General features: G+C 60.9%; 12 protein-coding genes. 8 read left to right on the forward strand and 4 right to left on the reverse strand.

The window, feature by feature from the left end:
• Nucleotides 1–124: 124 nt before the first annotated feature.
• Entirely contained in the window at nucleotides 125–796 is a 672-nt protein-coding gene (locus OPIT5_04495; GenBank protein ID AHF89604.1) for a phosphoribosylanthranilate isomerase, read from the forward strand.
• Between the two features lie 108 nt (nucleotides 797–904).
• Nucleotides 905–1,717, forward strand: a complete 813-nt coding sequence (locus OPIT5_04500) for a hypothetical protein (GenBank protein ID AHF89605.1) — start codon at nucleotides 905–907, stop codon at nucleotides 1,715–1,717.
• Between the two features lie 171 nt (nucleotides 1,718–1,888).
• Here the strand turns inward: OPIT5_04500 and OPIT5_04505 are convergent, their stop codons facing one another.
• Nucleotides 1,889–2,830 carry a cell surface protein gene (locus tag OPIT5_04505; GenBank protein ID AHF89606.1) on the reverse strand — a complete coding sequence of 314 codons (942 nt, stop codon included), beginning with the start codon at nucleotides 2,828–2,830 and terminating at the stop codon, nucleotides 1,889–1,891.
• A 53-nt stretch (nucleotides 2,831–2,883) separates the two neighbouring features.
• On the opposite strand from OPIT5_04505, the gene OPIT5_04510 reads away from it, so the two are divergent.
• The gene (locus tag OPIT5_04510) at nucleotides 2,884–4,161 is read left to right on the forward strand and encodes a coproporphyrinogen III oxidase (GenBank protein AHF89607.1); all 1,278 of its coding nucleotides are present in this window, start codon (nucleotides 2,884–2,886) and stop codon (nucleotides 4,159–4,161) included.
• Between the two features lie 261 nt (nucleotides 4,162–4,422).
• Here OPIT5_04510 and OPIT5_04515 read toward each other — a convergent pair whose 3' ends face one another.
• Complete coding sequence (locus OPIT5_04515; protein ID AHF94072.1) at nucleotides 4,423–4,653, reverse strand: hypothetical protein; 231 nt, start codon at nucleotides 4,651–4,653, stop codon at nucleotides 4,423–4,425.
• Between the two features lie 115 nt (nucleotides 4,654–4,768).
• Here OPIT5_04515 and OPIT5_04520 point away from each other — a divergent pair, with 115 nt between their 5' ends.
• From OPIT5_04520 to OPIT5_04540, 5 genes are all read left to right on the forward strand, one after another.
• Entirely contained in the window at nucleotides 4,769–5,278 is a 510-nt protein-coding gene (locus tag OPIT5_04520; GenBank protein AHF89608.1) for a hypothetical protein, read from the forward strand.
• Between the two features lie 12 nt (nucleotides 5,279–5,290).
• The gene (locus tag OPIT5_04525; GenBank protein ID AHF89609.1) at nucleotides 5,291–6,391 is read left to right on the forward strand and encodes a peptidase M23; all 1,101 of its coding nucleotides are present in this window, start codon (nucleotides 5,291–5,293) and stop codon (nucleotides 6,389–6,391) included.
• A 159-nt stretch (nucleotides 6,392–6,550) separates the two neighbouring features.
• Complete coding sequence (locus tag OPIT5_04530) at nucleotides 6,551–7,561, forward strand: polyphosphate:AMP phosphotransferase (GenBank protein ID AHF89610.1); 1,011 nt, start codon at nucleotides 6,551–6,553, stop codon at nucleotides 7,559–7,561.
• A gap of 436 nt (nucleotides 7,562–7,997) precedes the next feature.
• On the forward strand, nucleotides 7,998–9,206 hold the full coding sequence (locus OPIT5_04535; GenBank protein ID AHF89611.1) for an AraC family transcriptional regulator: 1,209 nt from the start codon (nucleotides 7,998–8,000) through the stop codon (nucleotides 9,204–9,206).
• A gap of 253 nt (nucleotides 9,207–9,459) precedes the next feature.
• Nucleotides 9,460–12,774 carry a beta-galactosidase gene (locus tag OPIT5_04540; protein AHF89612.1) on the forward strand — a complete coding sequence of 1,105 codons (3,315 nt, stop codon included), beginning with the start codon at nucleotides 9,460–9,462 and terminating at the stop codon, nucleotides 12,772–12,774.
• Nucleotides 12,775–12,992: 218 nt separating this feature from the next.
• Here the strand turns inward: OPIT5_04540 and OPIT5_04545 are convergent, their stop codons facing one another.
• Together OPIT5_04545 and OPIT5_04550 are read right to left on the reverse strand one after the other, a co-directional pair.
• On the reverse strand, nucleotides 12,993–13,655 hold the full coding sequence (locus tag OPIT5_04545; GenBank protein AHF94073.1) for a hypothetical protein: 663 nt from the start codon (nucleotides 13,653–13,655) through the stop codon (nucleotides 12,993–12,995).
• A 41-nt stretch (nucleotides 13,656–13,696) separates the two neighbouring features.
• Nucleotides 13,697–16,990 (reverse strand): hypothetical protein, encoded by a 3,294-nt coding sequence (locus OPIT5_04550; GenBank protein ID AHF94074.1) that lies wholly within the window; start codon nucleotides 16,988–16,990, stop codon nucleotides 13,697–13,699.
• Nucleotides 16,991–17,485: the final 495 nt, after the last annotated feature.

Here is a 17,485-nt window from a genome sequence, read left to right on the forward strand (position 1 = left end):
CGTTTGCTCCCGGACGGCCTGCACGGATGCCTGCCGGGAGGGATGCATGAGGCGCGCAGGCGTCCGGCCCGCGTCGCTTCGGACGCCTTGCGCTCCACCCCGTTCGCCCGTTTGCTTGTGTGACATGATCCATGCAATCACGCTCAAGGTTTGCGGCATCACTCGCGCGGAAGACGCCGTCGTGGCGGCGGAGCTGGGGGCGGATTTTCTCGGCTTCATCTTCTATCCCAAATCCCCGCGACGCGTGAGCATGACCGGATATGAGGCGTTGCGCCCCGGTCTGCCCGCCGCCACCGGCGCGCCCGGTGCGCCCCGGCGCGTGGCCGTGATGGTCGAGCCCGGGCTGGCCGATCTCACCGCAGCCCTGCGGGCGGGTTTCGATTTTTTCCAGATCCATTTCAACCCGACCGTGCCGCGTTCGCTCGTCATGGAATGGAGCGAACTCGTCGGCCGCAAACGTCTCTGGCTCGCGCCACGGCTGCCGGCCGGCGCGGAGGTCTCTCCGTTGCTCCTGCCGCTCGCGGACACATTTTTGTTGGATACATTTGATGCCGAAAGCTTCGGCGGATCGGGCCGGACGGGTGACTGGCAGAAATTTGCGCGCCATCGCGAGGCGTTTCCCGAAAAAACCTGGATCCTCGCCGGCGGCCTCGATCCGCAAAACATCGCCGACGCGATTACCCGCAGCGGTGCGCAGTTCGTGGATGTGAACAGCGGCGTCGAGGATTCACCCGGCGTGAAGGACCACGCCCGGCTGCGTGCCCTCGCGGCTGCGCTGGGCGGGAAGAAAATGTAAAGGAGCGGCGGCATTCCTGCCGCTGCGTCCAGACCGAAGGCCGCCAAAAAACGCATCGTTGCAGATTAGGGGTTGGTTTCAGCGCTTCCGCCGTGTTTCCTGGGCAGTGTGCTGAAAATCCTGTTCATCGGAGACATTGTGGGCCGTCCTGGCCGGGAAATTCTGGTGGAGCGGCTCGGCCGGCTCCGCCGCGAGTCGGGAGCCGATATCGTCATCGCCAACGGCGAAAATGCCGCCGCCGGCTCCGGTATCACCGAAAGCATCGCCAGGAGCCTCCTCGCCAACGGCATCGATGCCATCACCCTCGGCGATCACGTCTGGGACCAGCGCGGCTGGGAGAGCGACATCGGCGGCTTCGAACGCGTCTGCCGGCCCGCCAACCTTCCCGTCAGCAACCCCGGCCGCGATCATCTGATCGTCAACGTCAACGGGTTCCGGCTCGGCATTTTCACGCTGCTCGGGCGCCACTTCATGAAGATCAACACCGACTGTCCCTTCCACATGGCCGACGCCATGCTGGCGCGGCTCGCCGGTCAGGTGGACGGCATTTTTGTCGAGATGCATGCCGAGGCCACCAGCGAAAAACAGGCGATGGGCTGGCATCTCGACGGACGCGCCATTGCCGTGCTCGGCACACACACCCACGTGCCGACGGCCGACGCCACGGTCTTGCCCGGCGGCACGGCCTTCATGTGCGATGTGGGCATGACCGGCCCCTATGCCTCGATCCTCGGGCGCACGGTCCGGCCGGTGCTCGACAAGTTTCTCGACGGCATGCCGCGCCGTTTCGAGGTCGCCGAAGGCGACGTGCGCATCTCGGCCGCGCTCGTGGACTACGACGAAACGCTGAAGCGAGCCGCGCGCGTGGAGCTCATCACCATCCGCCGCAACAACACCGAGCTCCTCGCCGCCCGGTTGTAATTCGCGTCCGATAACCGGACGAAACGAAGTGGCGCGGGCGTCCCGCCCGCTTCCGACGTGGCACGGGCATCCTTGCCCGTGAGCGTTGCCTCTCCGCGTGACGCGTCGTGCCGGGAAAGGCTGCTGCGCCGGGGAGGCGTTGTGCCTCCGGCTTCCGCGTGCGTTGCGTTCTCAGCGCACGGTTACGGGAATGGTGACTTCGCCGGAACCGAAGCCCTTCAGGTAGAGGCTGCCGGCGCCCGGCTCTCCGCCCTCGACCTTCACGGTCGTGCTCGTGCTGCCGGCCGGGATTGTCACCTCGGGCATGATCACGCTCTTCGGAACGTCCGTCAGCACGTCGAGCGTCAGGCCGGCGGCCGGAGCAGGCGAGGAGAGGATGAACGTAAGATTCTGCGACTGCCCCCTGGCAAGCTGGAGCGAGGTCGGCGACACCTGGACGGTGGTGCCGGCAGGCGCGGAGCGGGAAACATCCCCGTCAACCCGGAACGTGCCGACCGGCGAAGTGCCATTGGCGCCCGCAATCGTCACGTCGTAGTTACGACCCGCCGGGACATCCGGCACATAAAAAGCGATCGAGTTGGCCGATTCGTAGGCGGTCTGCACCGGCGTGCCGTCGAAGGATACGGCGTCCTGCGGAGTAAAACCGCGTCCCACGATGCTCACGCGGGCGCCGGCCGGGCCGCGGCTGGTCTCGAGCGAAAGCACGTAGCGGCCCACGATGCGCGACCGGACGATGTCGGTGTAGGCCTCGCGCGAGTGGGACTTGCCGCCGGCATCCTGCACCTCGTAGTTAACGATGTAATAGTAGGCCACCTCGTCGCGCCCGGCGGGGAGCTGGTAGTCGAACTCGTACACGTATTTGCCCAGCTCGCTCGGTTTCATCGCGAAGCTCTGGCCGTCCACGACCATGCGCACCTTGATGCTGCTCGGGACGATCGTGCCCCCTCCGGGATTGACGCGGGCCGAGAACGTGAAGATCCGCGACGGATTGTCGGGAATGGCCTCGGGCGTGAGATTGGTGACTTGAAGATTGCAGCCCGCCAGCATGAGGCAGAGCGCAACCGGAAGGATGGCGATGAGTCGTTTCACTTGGGCAGAACGGAAGGTTAACATTCTTTTGAGAAAACCAGGTTGACGGAACGCAACAGAAAGCCCCCCCCTTGGCAATGAGCGAAATGAAAACAGATGCCGCCCCTCCCCTCCCCCCCCCGCTCGGCCTCTACGTGCATGTGCCGTTCTGCGCCCGCACATGCGATTTTTGCGCTTTCTACCAGGAGACTCCCACGGCCCAGGGCATCCGCGCGTACCTGCAAACCCTCCGCAATGAAGCCGCACTCGTCACCTGGGGCCAGCCGGTGACGACGGTCTTTTTCGGCGGCGGCACGCCCGGGCTTCTGGCACCCCGCGACCTCGCCGCGCTTTGCGCCCATGTCAGCGAACTTTGCGCCGCGGCTGGCGGCAGCGGCGGCAACGGCTCAGCCGGCCGTGGTGTGGCCGCGCTTGCGGAGTGGACCGTCGAGATGGCTCCGGCGTCCGTCACCGACGAACGGCTCGCCGTGCTGCGCGACGCGGGCGTCACCCGCATTTCGATGGGCGCGCAGTCGTTCCAGCCCGCGCTGCTCGATGCGCTCGGGCGGCAGCATACGCGCGAGCAGGTGTTCCGCGCCTGGGACCGCGTGCGCTCCGCCGGCTTTGCCAGCGTCAACCTCGACCTGATGTTTGCCCTCCCCGGCCAGGACGAAGCCGCCTGGCTCGCCGATCTGGAACAGGCCATCGCCCTCGCGCCCGACCACCTCTCGACCTATTGCCTCACCTTCGAGGAAGACACGAAACTCTGGGTGAAACTCTCGCAGGGCAAGGTGAAGCTCGATCCCGAACACGAGGCCCGCCTCTACAAAACCACCTGGGCCCGGCTGGCCGCCGCCGGTTATGCCCAGTACGAAATCTCCAACTTCGCCCGCCCCGGCCACGCCAGTATTCACAATCTGAACACCTGGCGGATGCATTCCTGGATCGGCCTCGGCCCCTCCGCCGCCTCGCAGCACGCCGGCTGGCGCGGCGCCAACATCGCCGATCTCGGCGAGTGGCAACAGCTCGTGGAAAACGGCCAACGCGCGACGGAAGACCGCACGCCGCTCACACCCGCGTTGCTCATGGAAGACGCCGCGATCTTCGGCCTGCGCATGAACGAGGGCGTCGATTTCCGGGTGCTGGCCCGGCGTTTCGGCGCGGAAGCCGCCGCCCCGCTCGCCGCCCTGGAAGCCGCTGCGGAACGCCTCGTCGCCGATGGCGTCGCCGAATGGGCCAGCAGCGGAACCGTCGGCTGCCCTGCGGACGGCTCCCGCGCGTCCTCCCGCCGCCTGCGCCTCACCCCGCGCGGCCGGCTTGTCGCCGATGCCGTCGGCGCCGAGCTGGTTGGCACGCTGACCGGCACGGCGGCATGAGCGAGGGAGTGGCGCGGGCCTCCCGCCCGCCGACGGCGCGAAGCGCCGCCTCCATGCCTCCACACCCGGAGCGGGCGAGACGCCCCCAATCCAATCGTTCTCTTATACCAAAGCCCCAAAGCCTTCAGATTTTTACACAAAGGCCGCAAAGAGCGCAAAGGATTGCCAGTTACCTTCTTCGCGTCCTTTGCGGCCTTTGTGTAAAATCAAAAACATTCGGGACGCTGGTATTACTCGTTCTCTTGCTCCGGATCGTTTTTCTTACTCCTTCTCGTTCTCCTTCTCTTCCGTCTTCCGGATTCTCCTCGCACCAGCCCGCGCTTTCTCCTCTGCCGTCCGGACTCCGGACAGGACGGACAGGAGAAAGATCAAGAGAAGGAGAAGGAGGACCGAACCGGAGGGATGAGAATGAGAAACGAGAAAGAGAACGATTCCAGACCTCCTGATGCGGGCAAGATGCCCGTGCCACGACTTTACTTGCTGCATGTCCATTTTTTGAAATGCCCCCCCGACCCACAAAACCCGCAAACGGAGATTGCCGCGCTCCGTTCCGCCCTCAGGCTGGCCTGCCCGTCACGTCATCACCATCGCCCGTTCCCGTTCCTGTATGAAACATCCCCGTCTCCTCCTCAGCCTCGCCCTCTCCGCCGTCATGGCGCTCGTTTTCACGGCCGGCTGCGAGTCCAGCAGAGCCAAAAACTACCCTGTCACCATTGCCCGCTTCCTCATCGAAGCCCGTCCCACCGAAGCCGGCGCTCCGGTCACGCTTCCGCAAAGCGGACTCTCGCTCACCGTCCTCAACCGCCCCCAGTTCACCGAGTACGACATCACCCAGGTGCAAATCGCCAAGTCCGATCTCGGCTCATTCCTCGTGTTCAGCCTCACGCCGCAGGCCTCCCGCGACCTCTACCGCTTTACCGTCAGCAACCGGGGCCTCCGCCTCCTGCTCACCCTCAACGGCATCCCGGCCGGCGCCCGGCTGATCGACCGCGTTTTCACCGACGGCAACATCATGATCTTCGCCGAAATCCCCGATGACGAACTTCCCGACCTCGTCCAGAATCTCAACAAGACTTCTGTCGACATCCAGAAGGAGATGGAAAAGAAAAACCGCTAGTTCCCTTCCCCGATGGCCCGGCTTCGTCTGCTACCACCTGCAAGCCTGCTCGCGCTTCTCGTCCTTCTTCTCGCAGCCGTGGCTGCAGCCGTCCCGCAGCCCGTCGATCTCGTCTGGCCCACGCCCAATCCTGCCTGGCAGGAAGGGCAGCCGATCACCGCATTCATCCAGCCCACAGCCTCCGGCAAACCCGAATCCGGCCTCTTCGGCGGCGTCCGCAGCGAGGGTCGCCAGTTTCACGAGGGCATCGACCTGCTGCCCCTCACCCGCGACCGCCGTCGCGAACCGGCTGATGAAATCCATGCCGCCATGCCCGGCATCGTCCGCCACGTCAGCACCATCGCCGGCAACAGCGGTTACGGCCGCTACATCGTCATCGAGCACGACACGGTCACTCCCGCTGTCTACACGCTCTACGCCCACCTGAGCGACACGGCTCCCGGCATCGTTGCCGACGCCCGCGTGCAGGCCGGCCAGGTGATCGGCACGATGGGCCGCAGCGCCGGCGGCTACACCATCCCGCGCGAACGGGCCCACCTGCACTTCGAGATCGGGCTCATGATCACCCGCGATTTCCAGACGTGGTACGACTCGAAAAAATTCGGCAATCGCAACCAGCACGGCATCTGGAACGGCCTCAACCTCATGGGCATCGATCCGCTGGCGGTCTACACCGCCTTCCGCGATGGTCAGGCCGGCAGCTTCGACGAGTACTTTTCCCGCATGCAGCCCGTCGCCCGCGTGCGCATCGCCACCCCGCGCATCCCGGATTTTGCGGAGCGTTACCCCACCCTGCTGCGCCGGCCCGTCCCCGCATCCGGCGTCGCCGGCTGGGACGTGCTCGTGGACTGGACCGGGCTGCCCTTCGCCCTCACGCCGCTGACCGCCGCCGATGTCCTCGGCTGGCTGCCCGACGAAGTACGGCTCCTCGATGTCGACGCCGGCATCGTCGCCCGCGAGCGCAGCAAACAGACCGTCGTGAAACAGCATGGCAACTGGCGCCCCGGCCGCGCTCTCGAAACCACCCTCCAGCAACTCTTCGGCCTGCGCTCGATCACTTCCGGCTCCGGCACCGAAAAGGAAGGCGCGTACAGCAAGGAAGCCGACACCTGATCCTGACGCGCGGACGCCCGCCGCGCTCCCGGCAAGGGCCTGGAATAAAGGGCTTTGACCCGGGCAGGCGGCATCCTCAATCTGTTCGTACGCTCATGCAGGGAAGTCCCTGTCCCCGCCCGAAACCCGCCGGATACCTGACCCCGACAAACGATCACCATGAAAAAATCGCTCCTGCCTGCCTCCCGCAAATCGGTCACCATCGACCTCGGCAACGACAAGGACATCAAGGTCAAGCTGAAGCACGTCATCGTGCCGCCCGGCAAAAAGATCCGCCTTGGCAAAGACTACGATCCGCGCTTCACCGGCGGCTTCCGGGACAAGGAGGCCGCGATCGAGCGCGTGCAGGAAAACACCACCCTGCTCAGCGAACTCCAGGACAAGCTCTATGCGCAAAACACCTGGGCCGTGCTGATCCTCTTCCAGGGGCTCGACGCGGCCGGCAAGGACGGTGTCATCAAACACGTCATGTCCGGCGTCAACCCGCAGGGCTGCAACGTCACCGGCTTCAAGGTTCCCTCGTCCGGGGAACTGGCGCACGACTACCTCTGGCGCTGCGTCCTCGAGCTGCCGCGTCGCGGCATGATCGGCATTTTCAACCGTTCCTGGTACGAGGAGGTGCTGGTCGCGCGCGTGCACCCCGGGGTTCTGGACCGCCAGAACATCCCCGAGCACTTCAAGGGCAAGGGCATCTGGAAACGCCGGTTCGAACAGATCAACAACTTCGAAAAATACCTGACGGAAAACGGTGTCGTTGTCCTCAAGTTTTTCCTGAACGTCTCCAAAAAGGAGCAGGGCCGGCGCTTTGCGGAGCGCATCGCGCGCCCGGAGAAAAACTGGAAGTTCTCTTCGTCCGATTACGCCGAGCGCCAGCACTGGGACGATTACCAGGCCGCCTACGAGGACTGCCTCAACCACACGAGCACGCCTTGGGCGCCGTGGTTCGTGGTGCCGGCGGACAACAAGTGGTTCACGCGTTTCTCCGTATCGGAAACGATCGTCCGCGTTCTCAAACGCCTGTCGCTGCGCTACCCCGACGTATCCGAAGAACAGCGACAGAAACTCGCCGCCATCGGCAAACAACTGGAGAAGGAGTTGCCGAAGGCGAAAGCGAAGACAAAGCCGAAATCGAAGGTCGGAACGAAAGCGAAACCCCGCGCGAAAGGCTGAGGCCGAGGAGGCGGTGGCATCCTGCCGCGTATCTGTTTAGCCAGCACGCGCCCTGCAGCTGCGAACGTAAGTTCGCAGGCTCCAGGGGGGGGAAGTATTCCCTACGCACTTACATTCGCAGTTACGCTGGAGTATTTTAAATAAAGCTATAATCGTAGCGGCATGCCTCCGTGCATGCCGTATCCGGCGCGGCAATTCATTATATGGCTGCAGCCGCTGCGCAGGCTTCAAACGAATCCGCCGCCAGCACCCAGCCCGCCTCCGCCGCGCCTGGGCGCACCCAGCGACCGCCAGGCACCTCGAAATCTGCGATCGCCGCGCCGGCATCAGCGGCGACACCAACCCACGCGTTTTCGCCAACAAGGGAATGATTACCCCCTTACGATAGCGCGAGGTGCACAGCTCTTTCCAATCGGCAATGCCGCAAAAAGGCTTGATGGAGGAGAAGGTGAAACGAAACTTTGTGATTTTCGCCTCCATGCCTGCCCGACCTGTTGTCACCCGTAAAAACCGCCGCCCCTGCATCCTGGTCGCTCTCGCTTGGTATTCTCCCGCAATCCACCTCGGGATAGCTCGTTATGCCCGGGAGGCTGGTTGGATTCTCGACCCGAGCATGACCCATGGCGGATTTACGATGGACGATTGGCGCGGCGATGGCGCGATCACGCTATTACCCTGGAATGAAAAAGGCTGTGATCATGTCCGGACCTCAACCCGTCCCATTGTCAATATTGGCGATGTTGAAATAGCAGGAGTTCCGGTTGTGCGTTATGATGATACGCTCATCGGCCAGATGGCGGCAGATCACTTTCTGGAGCGGGGCTTTCGCAACACCGCTTTTTTCAAGCATGGCGATGCGCCTTTGATCTCCAGGCGCTACGACGCCTTTCGGTTACGCATTGAGGAAAACAGAGGCCGGACCTGGCTCATTGAATACAATAATCAGGGCGGTCATAGGCAGGGTGAAAATGCGCGCATCAACTGGCTCAAGCGCCAGTTGGCCAGCCTGCCCAAGCCATTGGCGGTGTTTTCTGCAGGAGATGAATCGGCATGCGAAATCCTTCATGCTTGCCTCGACATGAATATTTCCGTGCCGGACCAGATCATTGTGCTGGGGGTGGATGATGACAAGCTGCGCTGCGAATTTGCCCCGGTTCCCCTTTCCAGCGTGGATATCAATCTGGAAATGGGCGGATACCGGGCGGCGGCCCTGCTGGACATGATGCTGCAGGGGAAACCCGTTCCTCCGGAGGTGCTTTTGATTCCGCCGGTCGGAATTACTACCCGACTGAGCACCGATATTCTTGCCGTAAAGCATCCTCATGTCGCATCGGCATTGCTGCATATCTGGCAGCATTACACCGAGCAGATTAATGCAAAAACGGTCGCGTCAACCGTGCCCCTGTCTTATCCGACTCTGCATCATGCCTTCATCAAGCATGTCGGGAGAACCATCGCGGATGAGATCACCTTTAAAAGGATGGAGAAAGCCAGGTTTCTTCTGGTCAACACCGGCCTGCGCACCCGTGACATCGCCGAGCAATGCGGATTCCCCAATGACGATCGTCTGGGGCGTGTTTTTCGCCGGAAGTTGGGCATGACTCCGAATGATTACCGAAAGCGGAATCAAAAATCCGGATTATAGCTGCTACGATAGAAATTGAGCTTTTGGTCGGGTGACGGTGGAAAGCGTCACTACAGCCATAAAGCTGGAAAGGGAGGCGTCTGGCGACAGCCTTATTTTTTGACGATGCGATTTAATTAAATCGTACTTCTGCGCCTGCCGCCGGGCATGTCTGATCCGGCATTATTTGCACACCCATCCCTTTTGGGTTGAAAAGTATATTTGTTATGCACGGAAGCTCCGCGCCGTCGCGCCTTCCGTCCCCTTCCGACTCATGCTTAAAACCGGCCTTGTCACTGCTTGGGAAAATCCCGAGGTCACGTCCCTCAACAAACTCCCGCCCCGCGCCACATTTCACGGCTATCCGACCGCCCGGCAGTCCCTCGCGGGAAAGCGCGAAAACTCCTCCCGTTTCCTGCGCCTTGATGGCGAGTGGCAACTCCACATGGCATCCTCTCCGGACGAAGCCCGGCAATGGATCGCCACGCATGCCGCCACTCCATGCAATGACTGGAGCAGCGTGCGTGTGCCGGGGAGCCTGGAAACCCAGGGCCACGGCTCCCCTCATTACACCAATATCAAAATGCCTTTCGATGACGAACCGCCCTGCGTGCCGGCGGCCAATCCGACGGCCGTTTACCGGAGGGTGTTTGACATTCCCCCGGATTGGCGCGGGCGACGCATCGTCATTCATTTTGGCGGAGCGGACAGCGTCCTCGCCGTTTATGTCAACGGCATCGCAGTCGGGCTGAGCAAGGATTCCAAGCTCCCGGCCGAGTTCGACATCACCGCCGCCGTGCGTGCGCATGGCGAGGTCAACGAGCTTCTGGCTGTCGTCATCAAGTGGTCCGACGCCTCCTTTGTGGAGGATCAGGACATGTGGTGGTTTTCCGGCCTGCATCGGGAGGTTTTTCTTTTTGCGACGCCGCAAACTTACCTGGCCGATATTCACGCTGTCCCGCTGCTCCACGAGGGCAACCGCACCGCCACGCTCAGGCTCACCGCGCAACTTGGCTTCAACGACGGCCTGCATGGCGACGCCACGGTTGCCTTGCGGCTTTTCGATCCGTCCGGCCGCGAGGTATTCAAAAAACCGCTGCTCAGGCGCGTCGATTGTCTCGGCCTCGAATGGAAAAACGTCCACCGTGGCGAGGCGTTTTTCGAGGAGACGATTCCGGCCTCGCGCCTCCGCCTCTGGTCCCACGAAAGCCCCGCGCTCTACACGGCGCTCGTCACGCTCAAGTCTCCCCACGGCGAAGAGCACGCGGCGATCCGTGTCGGCTTCCGGCGGGTCGAGATCGCCGGCCGCAACCTGCTCGTCAACGGACGCCGCGTGCTGATCAAGGGCGTAAACCGCCACGACCATCATCCCGATCTGGGCAGAACAGTCCCCAGGGAAACGCTGCTTCAGGACATCACGCTGATGAAGCGGTTCAACTTCAACGCGGTGCGCACCTCGCATTATCCCAACGATCCGCGCTGGCTCGATCTCTGCGACGAATACGGACTTTACGTCATCGACGAAGCCAACATCGAGTCGCACGGCTTTTACAACCAGCTCTGCGCCAGCCCGCGCTATGCCACCGCCTGGCTCGACCGCGCCATGCGCATGGTCGTGCGCGACAAAAACCACCCGTCCATCATCGCGTGGTCCCTTGGCAACGAATCCGGCCACGGCCCCAACCACGATGCCGCCGCCGGCTGGATTCGCGGCTACGATCCGACCCGGCTTCTCCATCATCAGGGTGCCATTTCAGGCCTCTCGCGCTGGCAGCACGGGTCGGCCTCCACCGATCTCATTTGTCCGATGTATTCCCGCATCGAGGAGCTTGAGGCGTGGAGCGATTTCGTAACCCGGCATCACGAACCCTCGCGTTTCCTGTCCCCCGCCGCCGCCACCGCGCTGGAGCGCCACTACCCGCCTTATCCTCCGGGCGGGCGCAAGGCCGTCCCGCCCGCTCCGCTCCACCCCTTCGACCGGCCTCTCATCCTCTGCGAGTATTCACATGCGATGGGCAACTCCAACGGTTCGCTCTCCGACTACTTCCGCGTCTTCAAGACCAAGCCCGGCGTCCAGGGCGGATTCATCTGGGAGTGGATTGACCACGGCATCCGCCGGAAAACAGCCGACGGCCGCGAATGGTTTGCCTACGGCGGCGATTTTGGCGACGTGCCCAACGACGCCAATTTCGTGTGCGACGGGCTCCTCTCCGCCGACCGCGTGCCGCATCCCGCCCTGTGGGAATTCAAGCACCTCGCACAACCCGTCGCCGTCGAACTCGTGACGCCCGGCGGCAAGTCCGGCAAAACAGGCGGAAAGGTCGCCATCCGCATTCGCAACGAACAGGATTTCACCTCGCTTGGCTGGCTGCGCGGCTCCTGGGAACTGTTGCTCGACGGGCGACCGGCCCAAAAGCCGCTGGCGCTGCCCCGGCTCGACCTCGCTCCCGGCGAAGCGAAGGAAGTCGTCCTGCCTGTCGGACCGGTTCCCGCCGGAGTCGAGGCGCATCTCAACATCCGCTTTGTCACCGCCAGAGCGACCGCCTACGCCAAGCCCGGCCACGAAGTCGCGTGGAGTCAGCTTGCCCTGACTCCGACGCTTCCGGCCAGTCTCCCGTCGTCCGCGAAAACTCCGCGCAAAAACATCTCCGCCTCCACCGTCTGCGCGGAAAAAACGGACGTCGGCCTGCGCGTCCGGGCGGGCAACCTTGAAGCATATTTTGAAAACACCACCGCCACGCTCGCCTCGCTGCGCGTGCGCGGCATCGAGCTCCTCGCCCGTGCGCCACTCGTCGAACTCAACCGCGGCGCGACGGACAACGACGGCCTCAAGCTCTGGACCGGCCAGGACTGGAAGGCCCTTGGCCGCTGGCGCAAACTCGGCCTCGTCGAAAACCCGCTCCGGCACCGCCCCGTTGGCAAAAAAGCCCTCACTTATGCCGCCGCGCCCAATGCAGCCGGGGCCCTCGCTGTCACCCTCCGGCACGAAGCCAGCGGGCGCGAACGCTGGACGGACTGCGTGCACACCCACCGTTACACCTTTCATCCGGACGGCACGCTGGAGGTTGCCAACGACATCGTGTTTTCCGGAGCCGACATGACCGATCTCCCCCGCGTCGGCGTGCGCTTCGATCTGGTCCCCGGCTACGAATGTCTCTCGTGGTTTGGGGCCGGCCCCAAGGAGACCTACAACGACCGCCGTGCCTCCTCCCTAGTGGGCGTTTATCGGAACACCGTAAGTCGCGAATACGTGGATTATGTGATGCCGCAGGAGCACGGGCACCATGTTGACGTTCGCTGGCTGGAGCTATCCGGCGACTGGAACCGCCGCACCTCCGCCGGGCGGCTTCCCGTCGTGCGCATCGAAGCGGCGCCGCTTTTCGAGTTCAACGCCACGCACTACACCGCCGAAGATCTTTACGCCGCAAAACACACCATCGACCTCACTCCGCGCGCCGAAACGATCCTGTATCTCGATGCGGCTCATCGCGGAACAGGAACAGGTAGCTGCGGTCCCGATACACTCGAATGCCACCGCCTGCGGAAAAAGAGTTACTGCCTGAACTACACGTTGCACATTGCTGGTTGATGCCATCCGCCCGATTGAAACTGGAGTTTTCTCGACGCAAGTCCGTCGCCAAGCCGCAAAGACAGGGCAGTATCCTGGTCCTAAGCCCTTTCTTTGTGTCTATCTGCGACTTTGCGTCATTGCCCGTTTTTCAGGAACGATTGCTATAAATCGTCGCCGGGCACGTTGTACCCAACGGGCAACAATACCCCCATTGCATCCCGAACAAACACCGCAAGCTACGGCTTCATGATATTCTCTTTCATGTCGGCAACTCGCAAGGTTTTCACGTGCCAGTCTCCGAACAGCACATTGGCCCGGTGGTTACTCTGCCGGTAGTCGATGCCGCAATCTTCCGGTTTGCTCGCGTTATATGTGAACGTCGATGCGCATCCACGCCAAGTGTCGTTCCAGACTCCATCGGCAAGGACCACGAATCCTGCTAAATTCGATACACGGGCAGGGTCCCACTGCCGCGCGTTGGCACTGACCAACCAGGTCAGCGTATTCATCGAATAACACGAGAAATACTCCTTGTTCTCGTAATCGTAGCTTGCTCCCGAAGGCAGGTTGGGATCGGACATGAGCGCGAGCCGGGTCGGCTTGTCCGTATAACTTTGAATGGGCTGGAGCCATGTAAAATCACCCGTGCCGGGGGGATTGGCGGCAACCCACCCTCTCGGTGCCAGCCCCTTGTTGTCGTTTGCGTAGAGTATGAAATGAAAGCCCCATTGCCGAAGATTGCTTGCTGCCTTGGCCGTGTATGCGTTTTTCCTGACGACGCCGACAACAGGGATCATAATGGCGGCAAGTATCCCGATAATGACAATGACGGTCAGCAATTCGATCAGTGTGAAACCATCACGCGTGTTTTTTCCAAGACGGACAAGTGTTGTATTCATGGGCAAAATAAGCAAAGCGAGGAGAGCGGAACGACCTTATATCAATCACGGTATATCAGTTCATAGGCGGCGACGATGTGCCCATCGGCGGTGTTCGTGGCGGTGAACACGGATTTGCTTCCCTGTGATTTTATCTCGACGGGAAACAACCGCTCCCCGGCAAGATCGAGTGCATACAGGACAAATCCCTCCAGGTTTCGATTGAATCGGAACTTCACTTGGCCCCGACGCACCAACAATGGAGACTGCCCCCAGTCTTCAATAAACGTCATCTCCTTGTCCCGGAAACGCATGCCAGTGCCTTTGGTGTCGGTCAGGTGGAGAATGAGATAACGGCTGCTTGTAGCAAGCGGTTGACCGTCCATCGCCGCCACAAAAACAGTTGCAAACGACCTGAGACTTTGGACCGAAACAAAGGAACCTTCGCTCTGTTGCCCCTCCGCCAGGACAAAACCCTCGCTACGCGGATTGACTGCGGCGAAAGTGTTTTTTTCCACATTCATCGTGATCTCGCCCGTGTCGTTTGAGAACACCTTGCGCTCCAGATTGAGCGCACCGGAAAAGGTTTGTTCGGCATAGACGGGCACTCCTTGCGGAGTCTTTACCGCGCCAAGCGTGATGGCTGCCTTGGTGGCAGGCGGCAGGATTGCGGTCTTGTCCGGATCGACAATCAAGACCCCTGTTTTGCCAAGCAACCCGAGGCGATCCGCCAATCTGGGCGTTTCATCCTGGCCACCCACATCGAGATGATTGCGAGGCAATAACAACGGGTAGTTAACCACGGAGGCACCGAGGTCTCCCCGCAGGAAAAGGAGGACGCCTGCTCTTTCCGACAGCCCTGTCTGCGGGTCTTGCCCGGGGCTGAAAGAACCAAGTTTGCTGTTTTCATAATCACCGATTGCATACGACTTATAGTAGCAAAACCGCATCAGGCCGCTCCAGTCCTGCGCCGCCGCAAATGCACCCACAAGCAGGGAGCCTTCCGTGTTAAAGGAACTGGGCGCGACAAAATCCCACTCGCTGACCGTGAACGGCCTGCCATAGACCCGGGCGGATGCGCATCTCAATAGCGTTCCGCCATACTCGGTAATCGCGCTTGTGCTTTCTATCCGTGCAGGCAGCCCGTATGGATTCGAACCCAATCCAACCGGGTGCTTCCAATAAAAATGGACGTCGGCATAGTCGTATTCTTCACGCTGCAAGGTTGTCGCCAGATTCAACCAGAAGTTCTGGTCTGTAATGGGAACGCGAATTCCGATGTCCTTGCACATTTCCCTGAGCCGGATGAAGGCTGACGCATATGTGTCGTGAAGGAACCGTCTCTCGTGGGAGATTCTGTTTTCCTTGGTCAGTAAAATATCATGGCGCGACACGTAATCGCTGAATCTTTTCTCAAACAGCCCCTTGATGAAGGGCGTGCATTGATACAGTGCGTAAATCGTATTTTCATTGAGGAGACTGACAAAGCTGATGGCTGGATCGTCTTTCCACGCCAAGCCCGTGTAGGGATTTACATGATCGAGGAGGCGCTTCGAGAATTCCCTGAAGTTGGCCATCACCCCGTCATCCATCAAGGTCAGCATCTTGTATTCACCGGGATTGATATCCCTGTCGGCATACCCGGGGAGTTCCCCTCTTGCGGGACGCCGCATGGTATATAAATCAAGAGTGATGTATATCCCCCTCTTTTTACAGCCGGCGATGAAGTAGTCCAGCTTGTCGAGATTCGTCGCGTTGAAATTGAGGGATGAACTTGTTTTTGCGTCCGCCAGATAGCCGTCAAAATGATGAAGGCGTATCAGATTATAGCCCATTGCGGCGAAGGCATCCAGATTGGCATCCGTCGTCTCGTGATTTCCGGGGAGTCCGACAAAATTGCCGCCCCAGAAACGGACGGGAAGTCCGGGCCGCTTCTCGAATTCGAAATGTTCGCCCACACTCCGCAGGAAGCCATGCTTCCCCGCCGGCGCATCCAGCAGCCCGCTCAAATCGAGAATACTCCCTTTCTTGACCTGGCGAGGGCCGGAGACGGGCGCGTAGTCCTCCCCGGCCTCGAGCACAATCGTCTCATCGGGCGGGGCTTCGCCAGCCAGCTTGTCCGACAAGGTCAGTCCCGCGACCATCCAGACACTGCCGCCTGCGCTCTCCAGCGTGATTTCTGAAACAGGTTTCCCCGACAATTCGATACGTGTAAGGTAAATTCCAACGATGGCGTTTGGGTTGCGTCCCGTCCAGGCAACCACGCCATGGGGGATTTTCCTTGGGTTCCAAAAATTTGCCACGTCTCTGCCCGCTACGATGTCATAGGAAAGGATTTCCTTGTCCACGTAGTCGGCTTCAGATGCGGATTGGACCGAAAGCGTGCCCGCTTTTTTCCCAACCTCCTCCCATGCCACTGCGTGCAACAGGTAAAGGTATTTACCCGCGACGGGACGATCGAGGGTGATAACCTTTTGCTTTGGAAAATAGCTACGGGATTTCCCCTGGAGCACGACACATGCTTTGCCATCGTTTCTATCGGGATTCGTAATCTCGAAGGGAATCCCGCCTAAGACGTGCCTCCCTGCCGGGAACATGCGCAGATCGTTATCCGGGCCTTGATCCGTCCATCCGCCTGCTCCGTCATCGGCCTTCTCATCCGCAAATCCCATGTTTGCCACTTGGGCGATGGAAACCGGGTGATGGCGATAAGCCGTGTAGGAAAAACGCAAGTCGAGGCTGGCATCCCGCACGACAGAACTCCGGGAGCCTTTGAGCCAGAAACGCAGTTCCCAGTTGTTCCGGTTATAGCCACGATTGTCCTGAAACTGATATACTATGTCTCCCGTGACGGTCAGCTCTCCGTTATCGAGTGGAATGATGATTTTTCGGGCCGGGCCGGACCACGATTTCTGATCGGGATTATATTTCCCGTAAAAACTGCGCGGCGTCCCGTCCACAATCAGAGAGCGTCCATAAAACCTCTCTATCGGCAGCATGGCGACAAGGGAGACGCCCGCGCCCGCCACTCCATTCCCGGAAGCCAGATTCAGCGAGTAGTCGATAGCGCTCTGGCCATCCGTCCTGATTCTTTCAACAAACGCGAAAGAGGCATCCTCCCGAATCATCCATGTCCCGTCATAAACCGCTTCCGTGGAGTTTTGGTGGCTCCCATCGGACGAGAGTCGCAACGTTTTGAACGAAGGCGTGCTTCGATTCCATTTGGGATTGAAATAAACAACCTCGAAACGCACCCCGTCACGCTCGATTCTCCCGACGTCGGAAATCTGAAACCCTGCCATTTCCGCTCCGGCAAGCCGTGGCTGCAGATCGGCATTAACTATGCCCAGGAGCACAAGGGCGCAGCGAAATACACGCGAAAGCGGAGCGGAAGACATGTCGTGATTTTAAAACGAATCGGGAGGGGATTGTGTTTGCAGATGGTTGTAGTGCCTTGTCATGACCTGACTGCTTTTCTCCGGCAGCCGAAAGCAAGAAGCAAAGCGCACGCCCCCGCCGCAGCAGCCACGGCGGAGGGTTCCGGCACCAAACTCCCCGGGGCACTCAGCGAAGAGAGGGTAACCGCCGCGTTTGTGCCACCGGCACCATCGCTCGTCGCGGAGAGATACAGATTGGAGATGCCCTCATAGCCAGTGAACACGGCGTTCGTGGCTTGATACAGGGTGTTTGTTGCCGTGACCGTGGCGCCTGCCGTGGGTGTATAAAATATTGTCGCACTAATCCATCCCGATGCCTGATGCGTCAGGGTGAAGCCATAGGTTCCGGTCGGGATTGTGCCACCCTCCCCTATTTGAAGTTTATTCGCATAGGTTGTTGCGGCAGCAGTTCCA

The organism is Opitutaceae bacterium TAV5, from assembly GCA_000242935.3.
Taxonomy (GTDB): Bacteria; Verrucomicrobiota; Verrucomicrobiia; order Opitutales; family Opitutaceae; genus Geminisphaera.